Consider the following 25,758-nt stretch of genomic DNA (forward strand, 5'->3'; position numbering starts at 1 on the left):
CAGACTCGCGAGGTGGAACGTGGCGGGCATGATAACGGAGTTGGCGAGGATTGGGGTTTGGTGTCGGTCGTACGGGCCTCTTCGCGGCTTTAGCCGCGATGAGGCCGGCACAGGCAGTCTCAGACTCTAAAAGCCAGCACCGCTTTTTTCAGTTCATCACCTAGATCCAACAGCTGTTCGCCCTGCTCGCGCCCTTCGCCAATGCGCTGCAAGTTATCTTCACCCAATTCATGAATCCGCTCACTGTGCCCGCGAATCTCACTCACCGCGCCGCTCTGCTGCGCCGTGACATCGGCAATGCGCACCGCCGTTTCGGCAATCGTGCGGATCGCGCTGACGATTTCATCCAGCGCACCATCGGCCGCCTGTGCCTGGGCAGCGGTGGCTTCGGCATGTTCCAGCTGCGCCCGCATGCCCGCCACCGACCCACGCGCCGCCTGTTGCAAACGGTCGATCAAGGCCTGGATTTCACCCGTGGCGCCGGTGGTACGTTGTGCCAGTGAGCGGACCTCATCGGCCACTACCGCAAAACCGCGGCCCATTTCACCGGCACGCGCGGCTTCGATGGCGGCATTCAATGCCAGCAGATTGGTCTGCTCGGCAATCGAGCGGATCACCGTCAGCACACCGCCGATGGTCGCCGATTCTTCAGCCAGCTGTTCGATCATGCGGGCATTGCCCTGTACTTCGTCAACCAGCGCGCGCAGGCCTGAAAGGCTTTGGCCGATCACCGTCTGGCCTTGCTCCACGGCACGGCCGGCGTCGCGGCTGGCATCGGCGGCGGAACTGGCGTCACCCGCCACTTGCTGGATGGTCGCTTCCAGCTCGCCCAGGGCGTCGCGGATCTGCCCGGTGTCACCGGCCTGGCGCTCGGCGCCGTCGTGCAGCGCCGCGCTCATGCCGGCCAGTGCGTGGCTGCTGCCTGCCACCTGCTCGGCGTTATGGCGAATGGTGCCGACCAGTTCGACCAGATACTGGCGCAAGCGGTTGAGCGATTCCTGGATATCGTGCAGCTCGCGGTTGGTCTTGCCCAGGACGATGGGCGCGGCGAAGTCGCCTTCGGCCCAGCGCGACAAGGCCGGTGCCAGGCCGGTCAGGGTGCGGGTCAGGCGCCGTTGCAGCGTGTCGATGAGCAGGGCGATCAGCAGGATCAGGCCGATCATCAGCCCCTGCATGATGCGCACTTCACTGGCGATCTTGGCGTGCTGGGCACGTACTTCGGGCTCAAGGCCCGCGATGGCCTGTTGCACGGCGTCGAGGCGCTCGCTGGTGCTGGCGGCCAGGGCGGTGCGCCGTTCTATCTGTTCGCGGGTGCGTTGCAACTCGGCGGGGTAGCGGTTGAGCAGGCTCTGCAGCTCGCGCTTGAGGCCCACGGTAACGTCTTCCTGCTGCTCGCTGGCCTGGCTTTCCAGGCCCATCATCGCGGCGAAGTCGTCGGCGTTGGATTCGGCGGCGCGGGTCACGCCCAGCAGGGGCAGGGCGTCGATGATCTGCGCCTGGGCGCGGATAAGCTGCAGTTCGCGTTCGACTTCGTCGGCCAGCTCGGCGCGGCCGCTGCTGATCAGTTTGTCACGGGCCAGCGACAGCCGGCCCAGGTGCACGCTGGCGTCGAGCAGCGGCAGCAGGTAGCGCGTGGCATCAGCACTACCGCTGTCGCGGGCATAGCCGGCCAGTTGTTCGAAGTTGGCGCCCAGCTCGCGCTCGGCTTGCAGCAACAAGGCCTGCGGGTCGCCGGCTAGCTTGCCGGCGGCCAGCAGTTCGTTGGCAGTGAAGGCCTGCAGGGTGCCCAGGCTCGGGCGCAGTTTGCCGGCCAGTTCATCCGGCCAGTCGGCCAGCGCAGCCTGCAACTGATTGTTGGCTTCCACTGCGGCCGCATGGCGCAGGGCATCGCCGCTGCCCAGGTAGGCCTGGATGTTACGTGCGGTCTGGTTCTGGAACTGCTGCGACAGGCCCAGGTAGCGTTCCATCAATTGATAAGGCCGCTCCAGCGCACGCTGCGACCACCACAGGGTCGCGCCCAGGGCGATACACACGGTCACCAGCAACAGGGTGTTGAAATTGGTCAGCCACTTCAGGCGCATAGCCGCGAACTTCCTGCGGGGGGAGTGGAGAGGTAGGTGCCTGAAGTTATTGCGGTTTTGTGACGTGGTGATGACGTCAGTGGCTTGGCGTCATAAAAAACTGGCGATGTGCCTTCAGTCGGCTAGGGCTCGACCCGCACCACACAGTTACGCCCCGCATGCTTGGCCCGATACAGCGCCTCATCCGCCGCGCTGGCCATTGTCAGCGCATCGAGCTCCTCATCCAGCTGCACCACCCCGGCACTGAAGGTGCACTGCAGGTCGCCGGGCTGCGCCGGATAGAGGATTTCGGCAAAGCGCCGACGAATCTCGTCGAGCACCTTGTGCGCGGCCTCCAGCGCGGTATTGGGCATGACGATGGCGAACTCTTCACCGCCGTAGCGGCCGATGAAATCGGTCTTGCGCAAGCGCTGCTTGAGGAACAGCGCCAGGCTCTTGATTACCCGGTCACCCATGGGGTGGCCGTGGTGGTCGTTGATTTTCTTGAAGTGGTCGATGTCGAGCATGGCGAAGCTCAGCGGCTGGCCCTCCCGGCGCGCACGGAAGCTGCAGTCTTCGAGCAGTTGCAGGATATGAGTGTGGTTGTACAGCCCGGTAAGGCTGTCCCGGACCATGCGCGACTTCAGGTTGCGGGCGCGGGCAGCGCGGTTGCGCACCGTGGTGATCAAGTGGCGTGAGCGAATCGGTTTGGTCAGAAAGTCGTCGCCGCCTTCGCTCATGGCGTCGAGCTGCTTGTCCAGGTCGTCTTCGGCGGACAGGTAGATGATCGGCACGCTGACGTAGCGGTCGTTGTGGCGGATCACCTTGGCCAGCTCCGGGCCGGAGCAGCCCGGCATGTACATATCGAGGATGATCAGGTCGGGCTGGAACTCGGCCAGTTCCGCCATCGTACCGATCGGATCGGTCAGGCTGCGGGTGATCATGCCGGCGCTGCCCAGCACCCGCTCAGCATGCAGAGCCTGGGTGCGCGAGTCGTCGATGATCAACACGCGCAGAGGCTCATGGGCAGCAGTACTGGTGATGGCCTCGAGTTTTTCCAGCAGGCTGGAGGCTTCCAGGGTGCCGGTCAGAAAGGCTTGCCCGCCTGCGCGCACGGCCGCCAGGCGGGTCGGGGTGTCGGTTTCGTGGTGGCTGAAAAACAGCAACGGGATAGCGTGTTCGCGACCTTGCTGTGCCCGAGCGGCCAGCGGCACGCCGCAGCCTGGCCCGGTGAAATCGACATCCATGACGATGGCCGCCGGCAGCTGCTCGGCCACCGATGCCAGAAACGCGTCGGCACCGAACAGCGGTTGAGCACACAGGCCGAAGAACTCCAGCTGCTGGGCCAGGCGCTCGGCACGCTCTGGGTCGCGCAACAGCAGGTACACCGGTTTGCGCGCAGGGCGCAGCGCCACCTGGTCGGGCTGGTCACCCTTGCGCAAACGGATTCGCGACAGGCGTTGCAGCAGGTGATCGAGCTCCTGCTTGAGGCGCTCTTGGCTCGGCTCCGCGGCTTGGGTCATGTCCTGACTACTTATTGGTTGGAGGTGCAGGTGCAATGATGGCTCTATGCTAGCAGCTCTTTTCCGGCCTGCGAGTGCGCCGCATCAACAAAGCGTTGAAAACGAATATTCAGTTACTGACCGATTGGTCGCTTATGCGTACGGCGGTGTCTGCTTTATAGTGCAGCAACGCGGGCTTGCCGTGGCACCCTGGCGAACGCCTGTGGTCCAAGCCCCTGAACCGTCGTGACTGATTAAGGACAAAGCCATGCTGGACTGGAAAAACCGCGAGGCCAAAGCCGAGCCCCGTGAGCGTGTCGACGGCCGCGGCGCAGCCGCCCGTAGCTACTTGGGCGGCCTCTGGAGCCGTGCCCTGGGGACCCTGATCGGGTTGTACCTGCTGGTCTGTATCGGCCTGGGCTGGTACTGGAGCCAAGAGCCGGAGCTGTTCCCGGTGCAGCAGAGTGCCCAGGCTGCGGCCGAGCGCAATGGCCAGCAGATGGTGATCGGCTACACCACGATCGAAACCCTCAAGACCGTGGCCAATACCCTGCTGAACAAGCCGGGCGGCTACATTTCCAACGACCGCTTCCCGCCGGGCCTGTGGATGGACAACATGCCGAGCTGGGAATATGGCGTGCTGGTCCAGGTGCGCGACCTGTCCCGCGCGCTGCGCAAGGACTTCGCCCGTTCGCAGTCGCAGTCCACTGAGGACGCCGACCTGGCCAAGGCCGAGCCACGCTTCAACTTCGACAACAAGAGCTGGATCCTGCCGTCGAGCGAGTCGGAGTTCGAAGAGGGCATCAAGTCGCTGAGCCGCTACCAGACCCGTCTGGCAGCCGGTGACAAAGGCGCGATCTTCTACACCCGTGCCGACAACCTGAACAACTGGCTGGGTGATGTCGCCACCCGCCTGGGCTCGCTGTCGCAGCGCCTGTCGGCCAGTGTCGGCCGGGTCAAGCTCAACACCAACCTGAAAACCGAGTCGGTGGTTGCTGGCCAGGCGCCGCAGGTGGACGAGGAAGTGGTGGAAACCCCTTGGCTGCAGATCGACAACGTCTTCTACGAAGCCCGTGGCCAGGCTTGGGCGCTGTCGCACCTGCTGCGCGCCATCGAGGTGGACTTCGCCGACGTGCTGGCGAAGAAGAACGCCACCGTCAGCGTGCGCCAGATCATCCGTGAGCTGGAAGCCTCGCAAGAGCCGCTGTGGAGCCCGATGGTGCTCAACGGCAGCGGCTTTGGCATGTGGGCCAACCACTCGCTGGTCATGGCCAACTACATCTCGCGGGCCAATGCTGCGGTGATCGACCTGCGTCAGCTGCTGTCGCAGGGTTGAGCATGGCCATCAGCGCCAATGAGGCCGCCCACCGGGCGGCCTCCGACCGCGAACTGGTCACCTGGGTGGACGAAGCCGATCAGGTGCTCGGCGCGCTGCCCAGGGCTGAATTGCGTGAACGTGGCCTGATCGGCCGTTGTACCTTCATCCTGTTGTTCAACGGCGCTGGTGAGCTGTGCGTGCACCGGCGCACCTTGAGCAAGGCGCTGTATCCCGGTTATTGGGATGTGGCCGCAGGTGGCATGGTGGCGGCGGGTGAGGCGTATGCCGATTCGGCAGCCCGCGAGTTGGCCGAGGAGTTGGGGATCGAAGGGGCCGAACTGCGTTTCCATGAACGGTTCTACTTCGACCAGCCGGACAACCACTTGTGGTGCGCGGTGTATTCGGCGGTGTCCGATGCGCCATTGCGGTTGCAGCCGGAAGAGGTGATCGAGGCCAAGTTCGTCAGCCTCGCCCAGGCCGAGGCAGAGAGCAAGGTGTTGCCTTATTGCCCGGACTCGCTGGCGGCAATGCAGCGATACAAGGCCAGCCTGCGGTAACGCTGGATTGTCGGGTCGCAAATCATTCGCAAAATGGCGCATTCCAGTACTTAGCAATTGCCTGATTTATCGTTACACTGCGCGCCCTTTTCGGGCTGTCGCAGGAACTTGCGGCAGTAGCGCCGCCCCTGCCAGAGTGGGGCTTCGCGGTCGGTCTCTGCACAAGGGGCCCGACCAGTTTTTGTCCTCAGCACAGAGGAACAAAAGTGGCCAAGAAAGCTTCTTCCTTTTCCGCCCTCGGCGGTCTCGTTTTTTCCACCGACGCCGGTCGGCATTGCCCCGACTGTAGCCAGCCGGTGGATGCCTGCATCTGCAAGCAGCAAACCATCCCCGAAGGCGACGGCATCGCCCGCGTGCGCCGCGAGAGCAAAGGCCGTGGCGGCAAGACCGTGACCACCGTCACCGGCGTGCCGCTGCCGCCCGACCAGCTCAAGGAGTTGGCCGCCACGCTCAAGCGCCGCTGCGGTACCGGTGGTGCCTTGAAGGACGGGGTTATCGAGATCCAGGGCGACCATGTCGAGCTGTTGATCGGCGAGCTGACCAAACAGGGTTTCAAGGCGAAAAAGTCTGGCGGCTGAGGCCGTCGCGCGATTTTTTGCCCAGCGCTTTCTAAACTCGTTCCCGTGGTCAGGGTCTATGCCTGGACACGGATGAATCGTCATTTTCAGCTTTTACACTCGCTCCGCTGCCTGCGGGGCAGTGTCTTCGACTTATCTATAGGGGACTTTAATGTCCGTACGACGCACACGCAAAGACGATGGTAGCCAGTGGACCGTGGCCGACAGCCGCAGTGTTTATGGTATCCGCCATTGGGGCGCTGGTTACTTCGCCATCAATGAAGCCGGGCGCGTCGAAGTGCGCCCCAACGGCCCCCAGAGCGCCCCAATCGACCTGTTCGAGCAGGTCGACGAGCTGCGCCAGAGCGGCCTGTCGCTGCCGCTGCTGGTGCGCTTCCCCGACATCCTGCAAGACCGCGTGCGCCAGCTGACCGGCGCGTTCGACGCCAATATCGCGCGCCTGGAGTACCAGAGCCAGTACACCGCGCTGTACCCGATCAAGGTCAACCAGCAGGAAGCGGTGGTGGAAAACATCATCGCCACCCAGAACGTTTCCATCGGCCTGGAAGCCGGCTCCAAGCCTGAGCTGCTGGCGGTGCTGGCACTGGCGCCCAAGGGGGGCACCATCGTCTGCAACGGCTACAAGGACCGCGAGTTCATCCGCCTGGCGCTGATGGGCCAGAAGCTTGGCCACAACGTCTTTATCGTCATCGAGAAAGAGTCCGAAGTGGCGCTGGTGATCGAAGAAGCCGCGGACCTCAAGGTCAAGCCGCAGGTCGGCCTGCGTGTGCGCCTGTCGTCGCTGGCGTCGAGCAAGTGGGCCGATACCGGGGGCGAGAAATCCAAGTTCGGTCTGTCCGCTGCCCAGCTGATCTCCGTGGTGCAGCGCTTCCGCGATGCCGGCCTGGACCAGGGCATCCGCCTGCTGCACTTCCACATGGGTTCGCAGATCGCCAACCTGGCCGACTACCAGCACGGCTTCAAGGAAGCCATCCGATACTACGGCGAGCTACGTGCGCTGGGCCTGCCGGTCGATCACATCGACGTGGGCGGTGGCCTGGGTGTCGACTACGACGGTACCCACTCGCGCAACGCCAGCTCGATCAACTACGACATGGATGACTACGCCGGCGTGGTGGTGGGCATGCTCAAGGAGTTCTGCGATGCGCAGGGCCTTCCGCACCCGCACATCTTCTCCGAGAGCGGCCGCTCGCTGACCGCGCACCACGCCATGCTGGTGATTCAGGTCACCGACGTCGAGAAGCACAACGACGACGTGCCGACCATCGAAAACAAGGAAGCCCTGCCCGAGACCGTGCAGTGGCTGGCCGACCTGCTCGGCCCGACCGACATCGAAATGGTCACCGAAACCTACTGGCGCGCGACCCACTACATGGGTGACGTGGCCGCGCAATATGCCGACGGCAAGCTCACCCTGGCCGAGAAAGCCCTGGCCGAGCAGTGCTACTTCGCCGTGTGCCGCCGCCTGCACAACTCGCTGAAGGCCCGCCAACGCTCGCACCGCCAAGTGCTGGATGAGCTCAACGACAAGCTGGCCGACAAGTACATCTGCAACTTCTCGGTGTTCCAGAGCCTGCCCGATACCTGGGCCATCGGCCAGGTGCTGCCGATCATTCCGCTGCACCGCCTGGACGAAGAACCGCTGCGCCGCGCGGTGCTGCAGGACCTGACCTGCGACTCCGACGGCAAGATCAACCAGTACGTCGACGAGCAGAGCATCGAGACCAGCATGCCGGTGCATGCGCTCAATGAAGGTGAGGACTACCTGCTGGGCGTGTTCCTGGTCGGCGCGTACCAGGAAATTCTCGGTGACATGCATAACCTGTTCGGTGACACCGACTCGGTGAACATCTACCAGAACGCCGATGGCAGCGTTTATCACGCCGGTATCGAGACCCACGACACCATCGAAGACATGTTGCGCTATGTGCACTTGTCGCCGGAGGAGTTGATGACTCACTACCGTGACAAGGTCGCCAGCGCGAAGATCACGGCGCGTGAGCGGACCCAGTTCCTGGATGCGCTGCGGTTGGGGTTGACCCGATCTTCGTACCTGTCGTCTTGATGACAAAGAAGGGCCGCTAATGCGGCCCTTCTCTGCTTTTACTCTGGGCGAGTTGTTGCTTTGAGTTCGATTGAGACAGGCACGACGGCCCCGTTCTCTCTGATCACTGTGGTGCTTGAATAGCTGTAGACCTGCTCTTCAGTTCGGGCCGCCACTTTCAAGCCTTCCACAGACTCTATCGCCCCAGATTGTCGAGTCACCAGGAACGGTGTAAGCCGTTCGAGGCTGGGCAATAGCTTGTCCATATTTTGAGTCTGGTCTGCAACGAAATATAGGTAGACCAGCGGCACGGTCGCACCGCCAGCATCGCTGAGCACTTCATATACTGCGCTGTGCTTGCCAATTGGCGTTGCTGAGACCACCTTGCTCAAGACTGGCTTCGAGCTTCCGGTGTAAATCCATAGGGCCTGTCCAAGGGTGAGTATGAGCAAGACCGCTATCAACCACTTAGTAGCCGAATGACTTCGCATATCTGATACCTGCTTTGGTCTATATGGTGATCAGCTAGGGTATAGCGGTGCGTTTACAGACGCCGCTGAACGCTGTGGGAGCGGCTTTAGCCGCGAAGCAGGCGACGCGGTGGATGGCAACGGCTTCGCCGGTGTTCGAGGCTGAAGCCGCTCCCACAGGGGATTCAGCTGATCCAACGTTTCTGTTGTTGCAACCGCCACCCCACCCACCCCAGCGTCACCGCCCGCAACGCCATGAACCCGAGAAACGCCAACCACAACCCATGGTTGCCAAACCCGCTCATGGCCCACGCCACCGGCAGAGCGATCAGCACTGAAACCAACATCGCATTGCGCATCTCCCGCGCCCGTGTCGCGCCAATGAACAGCCCGTCGAGCAAGTAACTCCACACCGCAATCAACGGCAGCACCGCCAGGTACGGCAGGTACGGGTAGGCCGCCGCGCGTACGCTGTCGATATCGGTCTGCAGGTCGATGAACAGGTGACCACCCAGCAGGAACAATCCGGCAAAGCCCAAGCTTGTAATCAGAGACCAACCACAGGCCACTACCAACGAGCGGCGCAAGGTGTCGCGATCACGCGCGCCAATGGCGTGACCGCACAGGGCTTCCACGGCATGCGCCAAGCCATCGAGGGCGTAGGCGGTAAGCAGCAATCCGTTGAGCAGCAGTGCATTGGCCGCCACGGTGGCTTCGCCGAGGCGCGCGCCTTGCACGGTGATCAGCATGAACACCAGCTGCAACGCCAGGCTGCGTAGAAAGATATCGCGGTTGACGGCCAGCAATGGCCGCCAGGCTTGCCAGCGTTTGAGTGCTGCCCAAGCGATCTGCCCAGGGTAACCGCGCAGAGCGGGACGGGTCAGGGCAAGACCCAGCAGCGCGGCACTCCATTCGGCAATTACCGACGCCCGCGCCGAGCCCAGCACCCCCCAGTCCAGGCCCAGTACGAACCATAGATTGAGAACGATGTTCAGCAGGTTGGTGGTCAGCAGAATGGCGAGCGGCGCGCGGGCGTTCTGCGTGCCTAGAAACCAGCCGACCAGCGCGTAGCTGGCCAATGCTGCGGGCAGGCCGAGCAAGCGCGTGTGAAAGAACGCCTCGGTCGATTGCTGCAGTGCTTCGCTCGGTTGCATCGCGTGCAGCGCAAGTTGGCTGAAGGGCAGGGCAAGCAGGCCGATGAGCACGGCGAAACCTATTGCCAGCAGCATGCCTTGCACCAGGACCTGGCGCAGCGCGGCACCGTCGGCACGTCCGGCGGCCTGGGCGGCGAAGCCGGTGGAGCCCATGCGCAGGAAGCCCATCAGGCCGACCATGAAGGTGAACAGGGTGGCGCCCACGGCCACCGCGCCAAGCTGGTGGGCGTGGGGCAGGTGGCCGATGACGGTGCTGTCGACCAGCGCCACCAGCGGCACCGAGATATTGGAGAGGATCATTGGCGCCGCCAGCGCCCAGACTTTGCGGTGGGTGAGGCGGTGGCGCCAGTCGGCGGCAATTTGCGACATTTTTGTTCCTGGAAATGCGGGTTTCTTACAAACGAATGGCCGCATTGTACCGGCCAGCCACCGGCCGTTGCGCTATAGTTGCGGCCTCACGTACACGCTGCCAAAGAGTCCCGACTCCATGTTCAACAAAGGATTGTTGCTGGCCTGCGCGCTGGCCCTGCTCAGTGCCTGTGATTCCTCGACGCCGGATAAACCTGCTACCACGGAGACACCTGCGGCGAGCGCTGCGGTCGATGCCCCGGCGCCCAAGCGCGAAGATCCCGCTGTGCTCGCCAAACGCTACGAGGGCCGCGAGCTCAGTGTGCTGGATGTCTCTGAAGTGCAGCTCGACGGTGCCAGCACCCTGTCGGTCAGTTTCTCCGCGCCGCTCGATGCCAAGCAGGACTTCGCCAGCAAGCTGCATTTGGTGGACACCGTCAAAGGCAAGGTCGACGGCGCCTGGGAGCTCTCCGACAACCAGATGGAACTGCGCCTGCGCCACCTCGAGCCGCAGCGCAAGCTGGTGCTGACGGTCGACAAAGGCTTGCTGGCGGTCAATGGCAAGCAGCTCGACAGCGAGTCGGTGACCCGCCTGGAAACCCGCGACATGCAACCGACCATCGGCTTTGCCAGCCGTGGCTCGCTGCTGCCCACACACCTGGCCGAGGGCCTGCCGGTGATCGCCTTGAACGTCGACAAGGTCGATGTCGAGTTCTTCCGGGTCAAACCGGAGATGCTCTCGACCTTCCTGGTCAACTGGGGCCGCAACAGCAGCCTGTACTACTACCAGTCCAAGGAAACCCTGGCCCTGGCCGATCTGGTCTACAGCGGCCGCTTCGACCTCAACCCGGCGCGCAACACCCGCGAGACCGTGCTGCTGCCGATCGCCGGGATCAAGCCGCTGCAGGAGCCCGGTGTCTATCTGGCGGTGATGCGTGCATCCGGTACCTACGACTATTCGCAGCCGGCAACGCTGTTCACCCTCAGCGACATCGGCGTGTCCGCCCACCGTTACCGCGACCGCCTCGATGTGTTCGCCCAGGCGCTGGATGGGGGCAAGGCGCTGAAGGAAGTGAACCTCGAACTGCATGACGACAAAGGCAAGCTGCTGGCCCAGGCCAAGACCGATGGCCAAGGCCATGCCCAACTGCCCATTACGGCCAAGGCCGACACCCTGATCGCGACCCAGGGCGTGCATACCACGCTGCTGCGCCTGAACACCGCAGCACTGGACCTGGCTGAATTCGACATCACCGGCCCGCAGGCCAACCCCTTGCAGTTCTTCATTTTCGGCCCGCGTGACCTCTATCGCCCAGGGGAAACGGTGCTGCTCAACGGCTTGCTGCGCGACCAGGATGGCAAGCCGGTGAAGGCCCAGCCGGTCAGCGTCGAAGTGCGGCGGCCGGATGAACAAGTGAGCCGCAAATTCGTCTGGGAGGCCGATGCGAACGGCCTCTATCAATACCAACTGCAATTGGCCACTGAAGCACCGACGGGGCGCTGGCAGCTGTTGCTGGATCTTGGCGGCGGGCGCAAGCAGGTCTACGAATTCCTCGTCGAAGACTTTCTGCCCGAGCGCCTGGCCCTGGAACTCAAGGGCAGCAGCACGCCACTCTCACCTGAAGAAACCGCTCAGATCCAGGTCAATGGTCGTTACCTCTACGGTGCACCGGCTGCGGGCAACCGCCTGAGTGGCCAGGCGTATGTGCGCCCGCTGCGCGAGGCTGTGCCGGCATTGCCTGGCTACCAGTTCGGCTCGGTGACCGAAACTGAACTGAATCAGGACCTGGAGCTGGATGAAATCACCCTCGACCAGTCCGGCAAGGCTACCCTCGATATCGAAAGCCGTTGGGCCGAGGCCCGTTCACCACTGCAACTGACCGTACAGGCCAGCCTGCAGGAATCCGGTGGCCGACCGATCACCCGTCGCCTCGAACAACCGATCTGGCCCGCCGAGCGCCTGCCCGGATTGCGCGGCTTGTTCGACGGCGAGGAAACCGACAGCGACGGCCCGGTGGAATTCGAGTTCCTGGTCGCCGACCGCGACGGCAACAAGCTCGCGGCCAACGGCCTCAAGGTGCGCTTGGTCCGCGAGCGCCGTGACTACTACTGGAATTACTCGCAGAGCGACGGCTGGAGCTACAACTACAACGAGAAATTCCTCACCCAGAGCGAGGAAAACATCAGCGTCAAAGCCGGTTCCACCGCCAAGCTGACCTTCCAGGTCGAGTGGGGCCCGTACCGGGTCGAGGTGGAGGACCCTGAGACGGGCCTGGTGTCCAGCGAACGCTTCTGGGCAGGTTATCGCGCCCAGGACAATGCCGAAGGCGGCGCGGTGCGCCCTGACCAGGTCAAGCTGGCGTTGGACAAACCCGCTTATGCCGACGGCGCGACCGCCAAAGTCACCGTCACCCCACCGGCCGCTGGCACCGGCTACCTGATGATCGAATCCAGCAATGGCCCGTTGTGGTGGCAGGAAATCGACGTGCCGGCCGAGGGCAAGACCTTCGACGTGCAGCTGGACAAACAGTGGGCGCGTCACGACCTGTACATCAGTGCCTTGGTGATCCGCCCGGGTGAGCGCAAGGCCAATGCCACGCCCAAGCGCGCCGTGGGCGTGCTGCACCTGCCGCTGGGCCGCGCCGAGCGCAAGCTCGCGCTCAGCCTGCAGGCACCGGAGAAGATGCGGCCCAAGCAACCGCTGACGGTCAAGTTCAAGGCCGCCAATGCCGACGGCAGCATTCCCAAGCAGGTGCATGTGCTGCTGTCCGCGGTCGACGTGGGTATCCTCAACATCACTGACTTCAAGACCCCCGACCCGTTTGCCAGCCTGTTCGGCCGCAAGGCCTACGGCGCAGACCAGCTGGACATCTACGGCCAGCTGATCGAAGCCGGCCAGGGCCGTCTGGCCAGCCTGGCGTTCGGCGGTGATGCGGCCATGGCCAAAGGCGGCAAGCGCCCCAACACCACGGTCACCATCGTCGCCCAGCAGAGTGTGCCGGTGACCCTGAACGAGCAGGGCGAGGGGGAAGCGACGGTCGATATCCCCGACTTCAACGGTGAACTGCGGCTGATGGCTCAGGCCTGGACCGAAGAGCACTTCGGCATGGCCGAAGGCAAGACGGTGGTAGCCGCGCCGCTGATCGCCGAGCTGTCGGCGCCGCGCTTCCTCGCCGGTGGTGACCGCACCAATCTGGCGCTGGACCTGGCCAATCTGTCTGGCAGCAAACAGCAACTCAGTGTCGATATCACCACCGAGGGCCAATTGAGCCTGGCGGCGAGCGCACAGCAGGCCGTTGCCCTGGCCGAGGGTCAGCGCACCACGCTGATGATTCCGGTTCAGGCCCAGGGTGGCCTGGGCCAGGGCAAGGTACATGTGCGGGTCAATGGTCTGCAGTTGCCCGGCGAAAGCGTGAATGCCTTCGAGCGTGAATGGACCCTGGGCATCCGCCCGGCCTACCCGGCGATGCTCAAGCACTACCGGGTGGCCCTCAAGGACCAGCCGTGGACCTTACCGGAAGGCGACCTGGCCGCCTTCGAGCCTGCGGGCCTGGAAGCCAGCCTTGCGCTGTCGAGCCGCCCACCACTGAACCTGGCCGAGCAGATCCGCGCCCTCGAAGCCTACCCCTACGGTTGCCTGGAACAAACCACCAGCGGCCTCTACCCGTCGCTGTACGCCGATGCCGAGAGCCTCAAGCGCCTGGGCATCAAGGGCGAACCTGCCGACGTGCGCAAGCGCAAGATCGAGATGGGTATCGAGCACCTGCTGGGCTTGCAGCGCTATAACGGCAGCTTCGGCCTGTGGAGTTCGGACAGCGAAGAGGAATACTGGCTGACCGCCTACGTCACCGACTTCCTGCTGCGTGCCCGTGACCAAGGCTATGGCGTACCTGCCGAAGCGCTGAAGAAGGCCAGCGAAAGGCTGCTGCGCTACCTGCAGGAGCGTAACCTGATCGAGGTCGACTACAGCGAGAACGCCGAGCACACCCGCTTCGCCGTCCAGGCGTATGCCGCGTTGGTGCTGGCGCGCAGTCAGCAGGCGCCGCTGGGCGCGTTGCGCAGCCTGTTCGAGCGCCGCGCCGATGCTCGCTCCGGCCTGCCGCTGGTGCAACTGGCGGTGGCGCTGGAGAAGATGGGCGACAAGCCGCGTTCGCAGGAGGCGCTGCAGGCGGGGCTGGGCATCAGCCGCAGCAAAGGCTGGATGGCCGATTACGGCAGCAGCCTGCGGGATCAGGCGTTGATCCTGGCGCTGTTGCAGGAGAGCAACCTGGCCGGTAATCAGGTCGACCAGCGCCTGTTTGCCCTGTCCGATGAACTGGCGGCCAACCGCTGGCTGTCGACTCAGGAGCGCAACGCGCTGTTCCTCGCCGGTCGCGGCCTGCTTGGCAAGCCGGAGGCATCGTGGAAAGTGCGCCTGGACAGCGCGGGCGAGGTACGCGAGTTCAACAATGGCGAGTCTGGCATGAAGCTCGAAGGGCCGTTGCTGGCATCGCCGTTGAGCGTGCAGAACGAAGGCAGCGAAACCGTTTATCAGCAGCTCACGCTTTCGGGCTACCCACGCCAGGCGCCTGCCGCAGGCGGCAACGGTATGGAAATTCGCCGCGAGTACCTGGGCATGAACGGCCAGGCCCTGGACCTGCACAACCTGCGCAGCGGTGACCTGGTCCTGGTGCACCTGGCACTCAAGGCCAGCGACCCGGTCCCGGATGCCTTGGTCGTCGATTTGCTGCCGGCAGGCCTGGAGCTGGAAAACCAGAACCTGGCGCAAAGCGCCGCCAGCCTGGACAACGCCAGCAGCGCAGTGAAGCAGTGGCGCGAGTCGATGCAGAACGCCAGCGTGGTGCATCAGGAGTACCGCGATGATCGCTATGTGGCGGCGCTCAAGCTCGACGGCTACGGCACCACCCATCTGCTCTACCTGGCCCGCGCGGTAACCCCGGGTACCTACCGTGTGCCGCCACCGCAGGTCGAGTCGATGTACCGGCCGAACCTGCAGGCGGTGGGCGATGGGCAGGGTGAAATGACGGTCAAGGCGCGTTGACCTCGGGTGGGGTGGTCCACTGAGTCAGTGGATCACCCAGCTCATCACCCACAGCCCCAGCACCAGCCAGATGATCCCGAGGATGATCGAGGCGCGCATGAAGGCGCGGATCGCCGAGTACAGCAGCATCAGGCCAACGATCAGGGCGAGGATGCTGACCAGCGAGGTGTCCATGCCCAGGGTGCGCGCCAGGCCATCGATGAAGTTGCCGCCAGCGTTGGCCAACCAGTTGAACAGGCCGCTCAAAGCGTCGACGATGAAGCGGATCAATGAACCCAGTGCCTGGCCAAGCCACTCGAAAAAACCTTCTACATGCATAGTTGCTTCCTGATGAACGAATCGGCGAGGTTGCCGTTCCCAAGCCTTTGGCCATTACCTGGCCAGGTCGGTTCCCGATGCCAAGCTTAGCCCGGCCGCGCACCCGAGCGGGAAGGTTGCTGCGAGCCAGTGTTGTCACCGTGGTGGTGGTGCTCGGCCTGCTGTGGTTGGCTGATCGCATTTGGCCCCTGCCCATGCCCGCCGACGACCTGGCGCGCGTGGTGCTTGCCGAAGACGGTACGCCGCTGTGGCGCTTTGCCGATGCCGATGGCGTATGGCGCTATCCGGTCAGCCCGGAACAGGTGTCGCCGTTGTACTTGCAGGCGCTGCTGACTTACGAAGACCGCTGGTTCTACCGCCACCCAGGGGTCAATCCTCTAGCGCTGGTGCGTGCGGCCTGGCTGAACCTGCGCGACGGCCGCGTGGTGTCGGGCGGCAGTACCCTGTCGATGCAGGTGGCGCGCTTGCTCGACCCTCACGACCGCACCTTGGCCGGCAAACTGCGGCAGCTATGGCGTACGGCGCAACTGGAGTGGCACCTGTCCAAGCGCGATATTCTGCAGATCTACCTGAATCGTGCGCCTTTCGGCGGTACCTTGCAGGGTGTGGCAGCCGCCAGTTGGGCCTACCTGGGCAAGTCGCCGATGCACCTGACGCCAGCCGAAGCGGCACTGTTGGCAGTGCTGCCGCAGGCGCCCAGCCGCTTGCGACCCGACCGCCACCCGGCGCGCGCCCAGCGTGCCCGCGACAAGGTGTTGCAGCGCCTGGGCGAATACCAGGTGTGGCCCGCCCTGCAGATCAAGGAAGCCGCCGAAGAACCCTTGCTGCTGGCCCCGCGTCAGGAGCCGGCCCTGGCGCCGCTGCTGGCGCGCCGGCTGAACACCGCCAACAGCCCACCGCTGATCCGCACCACCCTCGATGCCTCGTTGCAGCGGCGCCTGGAGGACCTGTTGCTGGGCTGGCGCGCGCGCCTGCCCGAGCGCACGTCCGCGGCCGTACTGGTGGTGGATGCGCAGAGCATGGCCGTGCGCGCCTACCTGGGCTCGATCGACCTGGCCGATGAACGCCGTTTCGGCCATGTCGACATGGTCCGTTCGTTGCGCTCACCGGGCTCGACGCTCAAACCGTTCCTCTATGGCATGGCCCTGGACGACGGCCTGATCCATTCCGAATCGCTGCTGCAGGACGTGCCGCGCCGCTATGGCGACTACCGCCCCGGCAATTTCTCGATGGGCTTCAGCGGCCCGGTGTCAGCCAGCTCGGCGCTGGCCCTGTCGCTCAACTTGCCGGCGGTGCAACTGCTCGAAGCCTACGGCCCCAAGCGTTTCGCCGCGCAGTTGCGCATGGCCGGCATGCCGCTGGCACTGCCGCCCTTGGCCGAGCCCAACCTGTCGTTGATCCTCGGCGGTGCTGGCAGTCGCCTGGAAGACTTGGTCGGGGGTTATGCCGCATTGGCGCGGGGCGGCAACAGTGCTCGCATACGCCTGCAACCCCAGGACCCTTTGCTGGAGCGGCGTTTGCTGTCGCCGGGTGCGGCGTGGATCATCCGGCGCATTCTCAGCGGCCAGGCGCGGCCCGATCGTGACCCGCATGCCGAACTGGTGCAACGCCCGCAACTGGCCTGGAAGACCGGCACCAGCTATGGCTTTCGCGATGCCTGGTCGATCGGCGTCGGGCCGCGCTACCTGATTGGCGTATGGATCGGCCGCCCCGACGGCACGCCGGTGCCCGGGCAATTCGGCTTGGCCTCGGCGGCACCGCTGATGCTGCAGGTGCACGACCTGCTGAGCAACCGCGACAGCCAGCGTGGCCTGCCCGTCCCGGTCGAGCAGGTGCCCGCCAGCGTCGGTGTTGCTGCGATCTGCTGGCCGTTGGGCCAGCCGATGAGCCGCCAGGACCCCAACTGCAGGCGCCAGCGTTTTGCCTGGACGCTGGACGGCACCACGCCACCCACCCTGCAGGCGGCCGATCAACCGCTCGGGTTGGGTTTGCGCGAAAGCGTCTGGGTCAATGCCCAGGGCCTGCGGGTCGATGGCAGTTGCCCAGGTGCCACACCCCGCGACATCGCCCTGTGGCCGGCACCGCTGGAGCCCTGGTTGGGGCGCGTGGAGCGGCGTGCCGCACGCTTGCCGGCGGTGGACCCAAGCTGCCCGCCACAGGTGCCGGCCAGTGCTCCACCGCTGTCCATCGTGGGTGTGCGCCCCGGTGACAGCCTGCGGCGCCCCGCCACCAGCAGCGAGCCGCTGCAATTGCACGTGTCGGCACTCGGTGGCGGCGGCCGGCGCTGGTGGTTCCTCAATGGTCAGCCGTTGGGCGAGACAGACGGCCAGGACAGCCTGCTGGTACGCTTCGACCGCGTCGGGCAGATCGAGCTGAGCGCGCTGGATGAAAGCGGAGAAACCGCGCGGGTGGCGTTCCAGGTCAGCGAGTAACTGTTCGACGTTTGCCGGGGCAGCACCTACGCTTGCTGGTGACGGGTGTGACCGGCCGACGCCCCGGCGCCCAAGGGATTGTGGAGCGTCCTATGCGTTCTCTGGTCGTGCCCCTGCTGTTGTTGCTGGCCTGGGTCAGCATGGCCCTTGGCGAGCCGCTGCCGGGCGACACCCGCCTGGTCCTGCACAAAGTGCGCTTCGAGGGTGGCACAGTCTATCCGCTGAGTGAGCTGCGCGAGCATTACCAACCGCTGATTGGCCACACGATCACGATCAATGAGTTGCAGCAGTTTACCGAGCGCCTTACCCAGCGTTACCAGCGTGACGGCTACCCCCTGTCGTATGCCTACCTGCCGCCACAGGACCTTGCCGATGGCAGGGTGCAGGTGGTGCTGGTGGAAGGGTACGTCCGGGGCTACGAGTTGCTGGGTGATATTGGCCCGGCAGCGAGGTTCATTGCGCAGGTGATGGAGCATTTGCAAGCTGAGCGGCCGTTGACCCGTGAATCGCTGGAGCGTGCCATAGGCTTGGTACAGCGGCTTCCCGGGCTCACCGTGCAGGCTGAGTTGGCAGCGGCGCAGGGGCGGGATGAATCGAACCGCCTCAGGCTCCATGTGCAACGCAAAGCGTTCGATGCGGCTTTGGCGTTGAATGACGGTAGCAGGGGCGATCCAGAGGCGCTGCTCACGCTTTCCAGCAATGCCCAGACGCGCTTTGCCGAACAGTTGACTGCGAGTTTCTTGCAACCGCTCGGTGATGATCACACGCAATTTCAGCGCCTGGATTACAGCCAGTTCCTGGACGCGCAGGGTAGCCAACTGTTGTTATCGGCGGCGCGTTTTCGCAGCGAGTCGGGCACCCGCATTCGGTTGGAAGACGGTACCGATTTGACCGAGCGCCGTAGAGGCGAGCGCTTTTCGCTCGGCCTCGGTCAAGCACTGAGGGTGGCGCCTGATGAGTGGATCAACCTGTCTGGGCGGGTTTATTCGATCACTGAGCATATCCAGTATCGGTCTGGAGCTCTGCGTGACAACGATTCCTATGTTCGCGCTTTGTCGTTCGAGGGTGATTGGCGCCAGGCTGCTGCTCGTCGCCAGCGCATCGTCAGTGCCGGGGTCTACCAGGGCCTGGACTATCTGGGGGCGCGCAGCGATGCCGACTACGACATGGACTTCTTGCGCTTTCGGGTGTCTGGCGTGCAGAGCGATCAGCTGTTCGACCATTGGCAGGGTGTAGCGTCTGGGGCGCTGTACTGGAGTGACGACAGGCTCCCTGACAGTGAGCGGGCGGTGTTTGGCGGGCAGCAGTTCGGTCGAGGTTACCCCCGTGACCAAGCGGCTGGCGACAAGGGCTGGGGGGTGGCTTACGAACTGAACTACAGCATCCATCGGAGCGGCTGGCCGAAGCGGGTGCAGCCTTATGCAGTGGTCGATGCCGCTGAGGCTTGGTACAACGGCGGGCCGTTCGAGGATGCGCACCTGAGTTCGGTGGCGCTGGGGGTGCGCTTGGGGTATGTGGCGCTGGAGGTGGCCAAGCCGCTGGCGGATGTTGCGCTGGATAGCCTGAACCGTGGGCCGCGGGTGATGTTGAGCTTCAGCTATCAACTGGAATGATTGGATGGATACTTGCACGGTCCCTGTAGGAGCGGCTTCAGCCGCGAACACCGGCAAAGCCGGTGCCATCCACCGCGTCGTTTGCTTCGCGGCTGAAGCCGCTCCTACAGGGCTTGGCGTGAAATGATTTCAGTGGGTAGTAAACCGCTGATGCACGGGCGATGAGCTTGGCGTCAGCGCCAGCGCGAGCTGCGTGCGATTGTGCATGTGGGTCAGGCGCAGCACCTGCGAGACATAGAGCTTGACCGTGTTCTCGGTAATCCCCAGCTCACAGGCAATCTGGTAGTTGGTCTTGCCCTTGCTCACCAGCCGGGCCACTTCCAGCTGGCGCGGGGACAGTTTCTCGAACGCGGCGGGCAGGTCACTTTCGCTTTCTTCGGCATCGCTGGCGCGGCGGTGAACGCCTTGGCCGCGGGCTTTCTCCAGGTCCTGATACAGCTCGTCAATGCACCCCGCCAAATCCTGCAGGCGCTGGTTGAGGTTGCCCAGGTCCTGGAAGTTGGCCTTGCGCTCCAGCAACACCTGCTCTTGACGGCGCACGCCTTCGAGTAGCTCGTCGAGGTCCATGGGTTTCTGGTAGTAGTCGGCAAAGCCCTCGCGCAGGGCGCGGATCACATCCTGCTTCTCCGCACGGCCAGTGAGCATGATGGCTTCGAACATGCGCTGGCGCCCGGCAACGTCCTTCAACGCGCGGACCAGTTCGATGCCATCGCGCTCGGGCATGTGCAGGTCGCACAGCACCAGGCCAATGGCCTCATCGGCCAGATAACGTTCAATGGCTTCATCGGTGGAGTGGGCGCGCACGCACGGGTGGCCCTGGCTTTCGAGATACTCGCACAACTGTTCGACGATCAGGGGCTGGTCATCGACCACCAGTACCTTGACCTCTGCGTTTGACTTGTTCACGATCAACTCCCTGTTCGTAAGCGGCCCTGCTCCCGGGCCAGACGCTCTGGCAGCTTAACCATAGACGCTGCTGGCCAGCCTGTACAACGCGTGTACAAGTTATCGGACAACCGAATTAATCATTGGATCCATACTGCAGTCAGCAGGAAACCGGCCAATACATAAGGGACGAAGGCTTGTTTGTCGCCCATTTCTTCGGTCAGCGCCTGCAGGCGCTTCTTCACTTTGGGGTTGGCCAAGGTCCAAAGCCGCCGGCGCGTCAGTAACCACAGCAGCACGCTGACGCCAGCGCCAATGAAGGTGCCGAGCACGTATTGCGGGCTGGTCGCCAAGGCTAAAGCGCCCATCAGCTTGACGTCGTCGGCGCCAAAGCGGCCGAGCATGTAGCCGGGCAGGGTCAGCAGCATGACGATGGCCAGTGCCCAGCCAGCATCGCTGGCGTCGGCGCCGATCCAGCTGTGACCAGTCACGAACAACCAGACCAACGCGCCTGAGGCGGCGCCCAGGGTCAGCAGGTCGGCGATCTGGCGTTGGCGGATATCTTGTTCAGCGCACAAGGCAAGCCACATCAGGAGAACAATGCTTTGCATTGGCTGGTCGTCATCCCTATTCGTTAAACACGTCTACCCGTTCAGTCAGGTTTCTCCTTCAGGGTAGACGCGATCTGACGAACGGGCTACGTGACGATTATTTGGCCCTGCCTGGCGGATAGTTGCCCAGCACCTGGCTCACGGTCTTCTGAATCGCGCTGTTGCGCTCTTCGGGGCTTGGCGGGTAGTTGTTCATGATCTGTTCGGCACTGCCGCGCCACACCAGTTTGCCGTCGCGGCCGTCGAACATGTCGACCTGGATGGTCGCCACCTTGTAGTCGACGCTGCGGGTCTCGTTGTACATCGGCCCGCCCCAGTAGCCGCCCCAATAGCCACCCCAGCCACCGCCGTAATTGGTGGTGATCTGCTGCTGGCGCTGTTCGACGATCAGGTAGGCGCGCACCTTGAGGTCAGCCCGGGCGTTGCCCTGGGCCGGGCGCAGGCCGCGCTGGTCGAGCTGGTCGGCGACGGCGGCGCGGATGCGCTGCTCGGTGAGGTCACTCTTGATGCGCGGATCATCCGGACGGTATTGCAAGCCCGGCTCTTGCCACGCCCAGCTGCGATAGGCGGCGAAATCGCGACTGGCGTCGAAATCCTGCTGGACGTTGTTGCTGGAGCAGGCCGCCAGCAGCAACGCGAATGACAGTAGAACGAGGCGACGCAACATGATGGTTCTCCGTGAGTGGTTAACTGGGAGGATAGCCGCTGAGCGCCTTGTGTACCGCTTCGCGCAAGGCGCTTTCGCGATCGCGCGGCGAGCTCTTGTCGCTGCCGCTTTCAGCGCTCGCGCTCCACACCGGCTGGCCGTTGCGGGCATCGAACAGGTCGATACGCACCACCATCACTTCAACTTCGTAAGTACGCACGATCGGCACACTGCCATAGGCGCCGTATCCATTACGGTAGCCGCCGACACCGACGCCGCCGTAGGGGTACGGGCCGTAGTAAGGATCGTAGTAGTCATAGTCGCGCACCTGGCGTAAGCGACGTTCCAGGCGCATGTCGGCGCTGACCAGCAGGTCGGCGCTATTGCCCCGGGCCGGGCGCAGGCCATGCTGGTCGAGTGCGCCGCTGACGGCGTCGGCCAGCTGCGCCGGGTCGGCATCGGCCGTGCCGCTGGGCAGTTGGCCGCCTCGCCAGCTCCAGCTGCGGTAGCGCCCATAGTCGCGTGGCGCTGCCGGATAGGCACTGGCGTCAAAGGTTGAGGCCGCCTGTGGCGGGGCAGGCGGCAACGGTCGGCTGCTGGCAACATAGGGGTTGCTGCCCTGGCAGGCGCACAGGGTGAGCGGCAACAAGGCCAGGCACAACAGGCGATACGGCATGAATTCCTCCCGGCGGGCGGGTCAGCGGGGGCGGCACATCCAGTGCAGGTAGCGGCCAAGCCCGGCGAAGCTTGGGTGACGGCGGTGGGCCAGTTCCATTTCCAGCAGATCGAGCAACTCGGCCTTGGCCTGGAAGTCCTTGGGCATGTAGTCGTGGAACACCCTCACGCCACTTTCGCTTTCGACTTGCCAGATAGGCTCAAGTTGCGCCTTGAGCTCACGTGGATCAAGTGGTTTCTGCGGGGTAAGGCTCTGCTTTTCACCTTCCAGGCGGTTGCTGCGCAACTTGCGGAAATGGCCCTTGAGCAGGTTGCGATACACCAGCGCATCGCGGTTGTAGAACGCCAGCGACAGCCAGCCGCCGGGTGCGGTCAGCTGATGCAGCACCGGCAGGATGCTCTCAGGTTCGGCCAGCCATTCGAGCACGGCGTGGCACAGCACCAGGTCGTAAGGCTCGGTGAGCTGTCCAAGCAGGTCCTGCCAGGGCGCCTGGATGAACGTGGCCGGCTGGCCGGCTTCGGCAAAGCGCGCACGGGCACCTTCGAGCATCGGGGCGGCCGGTTCGGCCAAGGTTACATGGTGACCGCGCTGGGCCAGCCATAGCGCCATGTGGCCGAGCCCGGCGCCGATGTCGAGCACGCGCAGCGGTCGGTCGGGCAGGGCGTCGGCGAGGTCGGCCTGGAGCACAGCCAGGCGGATGGCGCCCTTGGCGCCGCCGTAGATCTTCTCGGCGAAGCGGGTGGCCAGCTCATCGAAGTGACGGTCATTCATTTTGCGAAGCGCCTTTCAGTGTCGGCCAGCTTGGCCCGTACCACTTGCTCCATGTCCAGACCCAGTTCGCTGCACAACAGCAGCAGATAGAGGACGACGTCGCCTACCTCCTGGCCGGCGTGGGCGAGTTTGTCTTCTGGTAACTGGCGCGATTCGTCCTCGCTCAGCCACTGGAAGATTTCCACCAGCTCGGCCATTTCCACGCTGGCGGCCATGGCCAGGTTCTTCGGGCTGTGGAAACCGCGCCAGGCGTTGTTGTCACGGATCTGGTGCAGACGTTGAGTGAGTTCTTGCAGGTTCATCGGGGGCTCTCCTAATGCTGCATAGCTTCGATGGAGGCCTGTTGCAAAGCAAGTGTAATTGGGCCGCTGCGCAACCCATTCGCGGGGCAAGCCGGATCGCCCCGCGAAGACGGCCTAAAGCTCAGCCCATCTCCCGACCATGTGCAACAGTTCGCCATGGCCATCCAAGCGCAGATCACCTGCAGGCCCCACTTCGCTGGCGCTTAGTATCACCTCTGAAGGCAATCGCACCGGCTTGCGGAAATCCACTTCGAAGGCATAACCACTGTTCGGCAGGTGCCCGCGCAGTGCGGCCAAGGCCATGGCCTTGCTCCACATGCCGTGGGCAATCGCCTTGGGAAAGCCGAACAGCCGGGCACTGGCGGCGCTCAGGTGAATCGGGTTGTAATCGCCACAGACCTTGGCGTAGCGCCGGCCAATGTCACCGTCGGCGTACCAGCGAGTCGCCTCGGGGAGAGTCTGGGGCTCACGTTCTTCGCTTTGTTCGGACTGGCCTTCAAGCTTCAAGCCACGCACCAGCATGCGGCTGGTCTCGCGCCACAGCAGACCAAGCCCATCCTCGGCTTCGGTAACCAGGTCAAAGGTGCCGCCCTTGGGATGCGGCTGCAGGTTGTCGGCATGCACGGCGAAGCGCAGCCCATCAATGCCACCCAAGGGGCGCAGCACTTCGATGCGGTTGTGCAGGTGCACCAGGCCGAGCAGCGGGAACGGGAAGTCATGGGCCGTCAGCAGTTGCAACTGCAAGGTGAAGGCCATCACGTGCGGATAGGTGCCCGGCAGGCGGCCATCTTCGGTGAAGTGGCAAAGCCGCCGGTACGCGGCGAGGTTGTCGGGCTGTACGCGAATGAAACAGCGCAGGCCGTCTGCGGGCAGTGTGTCGCCGCTGATCTTGCGCTTGCCGGCCGCGCGCAGGTAGAGGCTGGCGCGTGAGTCGGGGCTGTGCAGGTCGTGCCAGTGCCGATTCATGTTCATGCCCCCATCAGTGCCTGGCCACAGACGCGCAGCACCTGGCCGTTGACCGCACCGGAGCCCGGCTGGCTGAGCCAGGCGATGGCCTCGGCAACATCCTGCGGGCGCCCGCCCTGGCCCAGCGAACTCAAACGCCGCCCGGCTTCGCGCAGGCCCATGGGCATGGCGGCGGTCATATGGGTTTCGATGAAGCCGGGGGCTACGGCATTGATGCTGCCTCCGCGCTCGGCGAGCTTCGGCGCCCAGGCTTGGGCGAAACCGATCAACCCGGCCTTGCTCGCGGCATAGTTGGCCTGGCCGCGGTTGCCGGCGATGCCGCTGACCGAGGCCAGCAGGGTGATGCGTGCGTTTTCGCCCAGCGCGCCCGCGTCGAATAACGCCTGGGTGAGCACCTGCGGGGCTTTGAGGTTGACCGCCATCACGGCGTCCCAGTAGTCCGGGGTCATGTTGGCGAGGGTTTTATCGCGGGTTATACCGGCATTGTGTACGACAATGTCGATCCCGTCGGGCAGCGCCTGAAGCAATTGCGCGGCGGCGTCGCTGGCGCAGATGTCCAGGGCCAGCGCCTTGCCGCCCAGGCGCGCGGCGAGGGCGTCGAGGTCTTGTTGTGCTTGAGGCACGTCCAGCAGCATCACCTCGGCGCCATCGCGGGCCAGGGTTTCGGCGATGGCGGCGCCAATGCCGCGCGCGGCCCCGGTCACCAGCGCGCGTCGGCCGGCGAGTGGGCGGGTCCAGTCCCCGACTTGACTGGCGCAGGCTTGCAGGCGCAGGACCTGACCAGAAATGAACGCACTCTTGGGCGACAGGAAGAAGCGCAAGGCGCCCTCCAGCTGATCATCGGCACCCTCGTCGACATACAGCAGCTGGGCCGTCGCGCCGTTGCGCAGCTCTTTGGCCAGTGAACGGCTGAAGCCCTCCAGCGCGCGTTGGGCGACGCTGGCCAGTGGGTCGTCGATGGCATCCGGCGCACGGCCGAGAATCACGATATGCGCGCACGGCGCCAGGCTGCGCAGCAACGGCTGGAAGAATTCGCGCAACTGCTTCAGCTGGTCGCTGTCGGACAGGTGACTGGCATCGAACACCACGGCCTTGAGCCTGGGGCCTAGACCTGCGACCCAGGCGGGCGCCTGCAGGCCTTCACCATTGAAGCTGTAGAGTTCGTCGGTCAGGCGTGGAGCGATGGCTTCGACTGTGTGGGCCAGCGGACCGCCGCCCATGACCAGCGCGCCTTCCACCGGACGCAGACGGCCGGCCTGCCAGCGCTCCAGCGGGGCCGGGCGTGGCAGCCCGAGGGCATCGACGAGGCGGCGGCCGAGGTTGGAGTTGGCAAAGCCGAGGTAGCGATCACTCATGTGCGGGTCTCCCTGAAGGCAAGCATGCAGTGTGGACCAACTTTGTGGCAGGGTCGTTCGAATGCGGTAAAAACACCTAGTCTGTTCGGATCTAATTGTTTCAGGAGGAAG

Annotated in this window: 20 protein-coding genes; 7 read left to right on the top strand and 13 right to left on the bottom strand. The window is 64.2% G+C overall.

From position 1 onward, the window contains the following. Window positions 1-119 precede the first annotated feature (119 nt). Both ACIQUF_RS19555 and ACIQUF_RS19560 read right to left on the bottom strand, forming a co-directional pair. A complete protein-coding gene (locus tag ACIQUF_RS19555) occupies window positions 120-2,081 on the bottom strand; it encodes a methyl-accepting chemotaxis protein (protein ID WP_403134352.1) in 1,962 nt (653 codons plus the stop codon). Between the two features lie 122 nt (window positions 2,082-2,203). Next, a complete protein-coding gene (locus tag ACIQUF_RS19560) occupies window positions 2,204-3,583 on the bottom strand; it encodes a diguanylate cyclase (RefSeq protein WP_403134356.1) in 1,380 nt (459 codons plus the stop codon). Between the two features lie 247 nt (window positions 3,584-3,830). Here ACIQUF_RS19560 and ACIQUF_RS19565 point away from each other — a divergent pair, with 247 nt between their 5' ends. The 4 genes from ACIQUF_RS19565 (at window position 3,831) to speA (ending at window position 8,080) form a co-directional block, all read left to right on the top strand. Further along, on the top strand, window positions 3,831-4,898 hold the full coding sequence (locus ACIQUF_RS19565) for a DUF2333 family protein (protein ID WP_400797017.1): 1,068 nt from the start codon (window positions 3,831-3,833) through the stop codon (window positions 4,896-4,898). 2 nt (window positions 4,899-4,900) lie between these two features. Further along, complete coding sequence (locus ACIQUF_RS19570) at window positions 4,901-5,437, top strand: NUDIX hydrolase (RefSeq protein WP_403134361.1); 537 nt, start codon at window positions 4,901-4,903, stop codon at window positions 5,435-5,437. Window positions 5,438-5,643: 206 nt separating this feature from the next. Beyond that, window positions 5,644-6,015: a translation initiation factor Sui1 gene (locus ACIQUF_RS19575; RefSeq protein ID WP_400797023.1), complete on the top strand. Its 372-nt coding sequence runs from the start codon at window positions 5,644-5,646 to the stop codon at window positions 6,013-6,015. Between the two features lie 151 nt (window positions 6,016-6,166). After that, the gene (gene speA / locus ACIQUF_RS19580; protein WP_400797026.1) at window positions 6,167-8,080 is read left to right on the top strand and encodes an arginine decarboxylase; all 1,914 of its coding nucleotides are present in this window, start codon (window positions 6,167-6,169) and stop codon (window positions 8,078-8,080) included. A gap of 38 nt (window positions 8,081-8,118) precedes the next feature. Here the strand turns inward: speA and ACIQUF_RS19585 are convergent, their stop codons facing one another. Both ACIQUF_RS19585 and ACIQUF_RS19590 read right to left on the bottom strand, forming a co-directional pair. After that, a complete protein-coding gene (locus tag ACIQUF_RS19585) occupies window positions 8,119-8,451 on the bottom strand; it encodes a hypothetical protein (protein WP_403134365.1) in 333 nt (110 codons plus the stop codon). A 263-nt stretch (window positions 8,452-8,714) separates the two neighbouring features. Then, entirely contained in the window at window positions 8,715-10,052 is a 1,338-nt protein-coding gene (locus ACIQUF_RS19590; protein ID WP_403134367.1) for an MATE family efflux transporter, read from the bottom strand. 118 nt (window positions 10,053-10,170) lie between these two features. On the opposite strand from ACIQUF_RS19590, the gene ACIQUF_RS19595 reads away from it, so the two are divergent. Next, the gene (locus ACIQUF_RS19595) at window positions 10,171-15,072 is read left to right on the top strand and encodes an alpha-2-macroglobulin (protein ID WP_403134369.1); all 4,902 of its coding nucleotides are present in this window, start codon (window positions 10,171-10,173) and stop codon (window positions 15,070-15,072) included. Window positions 15,073-15,096: 24 nt separating this feature from the next. Here ACIQUF_RS19595 and ACIQUF_RS19600 read toward each other — a convergent pair whose 3' ends face one another. Beyond that, window positions 15,097-15,390: a hypothetical protein gene (locus ACIQUF_RS19600; protein WP_403134371.1), complete on the bottom strand. Its 294-nt coding sequence runs from the start codon at window positions 15,388-15,390 to the stop codon at window positions 15,097-15,099. 77 nt (window positions 15,391-15,467) lie between these two features. Here ACIQUF_RS19600 and pbpC point away from each other — a divergent pair, with 77 nt between their 5' ends. Then, a complete protein-coding gene (pbpC, locus tag ACIQUF_RS19605; RefSeq protein ID WP_403134373.1) occupies window positions 15,468-17,822 on the top strand; it encodes a peptidoglycan glycosyltransferase PbpC in 2,355 nt (784 codons plus the stop codon). A gap of 92 nt (window positions 17,823-17,914) precedes the next feature. Beyond that, on the top strand, window positions 17,915-19,435 hold the full coding sequence (locus ACIQUF_RS19610) for a ShlB/FhaC/HecB family hemolysin secretion/activation protein (protein ID WP_403134375.1): 1,521 nt from the start codon (window positions 17,915-17,917) through the stop codon (window positions 19,433-19,435). Window positions 19,436-19,564: 129 nt separating this feature from the next. Here the strand turns inward: ACIQUF_RS19610 and ACIQUF_RS19615 are convergent, their stop codons facing one another. From ACIQUF_RS19615 to ACIQUF_RS19650, 8 genes are all read right to left on the bottom strand, one after another. Beyond that, the gene (locus ACIQUF_RS19615) at window positions 19,565-20,347 is read right to left on the bottom strand and encodes a response regulator (RefSeq protein ID WP_403134378.1); all 783 of its coding nucleotides are present in this window, start codon (window positions 20,345-20,347) and stop codon (window positions 19,565-19,567) included. Window positions 20,348-20,460: 113 nt separating this feature from the next. Continuing rightward, window positions 20,461-20,931 (bottom strand): A24 family peptidase, encoded by a 471-nt coding sequence (locus tag ACIQUF_RS19620; protein ID WP_403134380.1) that lies wholly within the window; start codon window positions 20,929-20,931, stop codon window positions 20,461-20,463. Between the two features lie 97 nt (window positions 20,932-21,028). Continuing rightward, window positions 21,029-21,598 (bottom strand): DUF4136 domain-containing protein, encoded by a 570-nt coding sequence (locus ACIQUF_RS19625; protein WP_403134383.1) that lies wholly within the window; start codon window positions 21,596-21,598, stop codon window positions 21,029-21,031. Window positions 21,599-21,617: 19 nt separating this feature from the next. After that, window positions 21,618-22,253: a DUF4136 domain-containing protein gene (locus ACIQUF_RS19630; protein WP_403134385.1), complete on the bottom strand. Its 636-nt coding sequence runs from the start codon at window positions 22,251-22,253 to the stop codon at window positions 21,618-21,620. 21 nt (window positions 22,254-22,274) lie between these two features. Further along, window positions 22,275-23,024: a methyltransferase gene (locus ACIQUF_RS19635; protein ID WP_400797050.1), complete on the bottom strand. Its 750-nt coding sequence runs from the start codon at window positions 23,022-23,024 to the stop codon at window positions 22,275-22,277. After that, on the bottom strand, window positions 23,021-23,326 hold the full coding sequence (locus ACIQUF_RS19640; protein ID WP_403134388.1) for a MazG-like family protein: 306 nt from the start codon (window positions 23,324-23,326) through the stop codon (window positions 23,021-23,023). The genes ACIQUF_RS19635 and ACIQUF_RS19640 overlap by 4 nt, the downstream gene beginning before the upstream one ends. A 114-nt stretch (window positions 23,327-23,440) precedes the next feature. Then, on the bottom strand, window positions 23,441-24,292 hold the full coding sequence (locus tag ACIQUF_RS19645) for a MaoC family dehydratase (RefSeq protein WP_403134391.1): 852 nt from the start codon (window positions 24,290-24,292) through the stop codon (window positions 23,441-23,443). Between the two features lie 2 nt (window positions 24,293-24,294). Further along, window positions 24,295-25,647: a 3-oxoacyl-ACP reductase gene (locus ACIQUF_RS19650; RefSeq protein ID WP_403134394.1), complete on the bottom strand. Its 1,353-nt coding sequence runs from the start codon at window positions 25,645-25,647 to the stop codon at window positions 24,295-24,297. Between the last annotated feature and the right edge of the window lie 111 nt (window positions 25,648-25,758).

Source organism: Pseudomonas sp. NPDC090233 (genome assembly GCF_044772285.1).
Lineage (GTDB): Bacteria > Pseudomonadota > Gammaproteobacteria > Pseudomonadales > Pseudomonadaceae > Aquipseudomonas.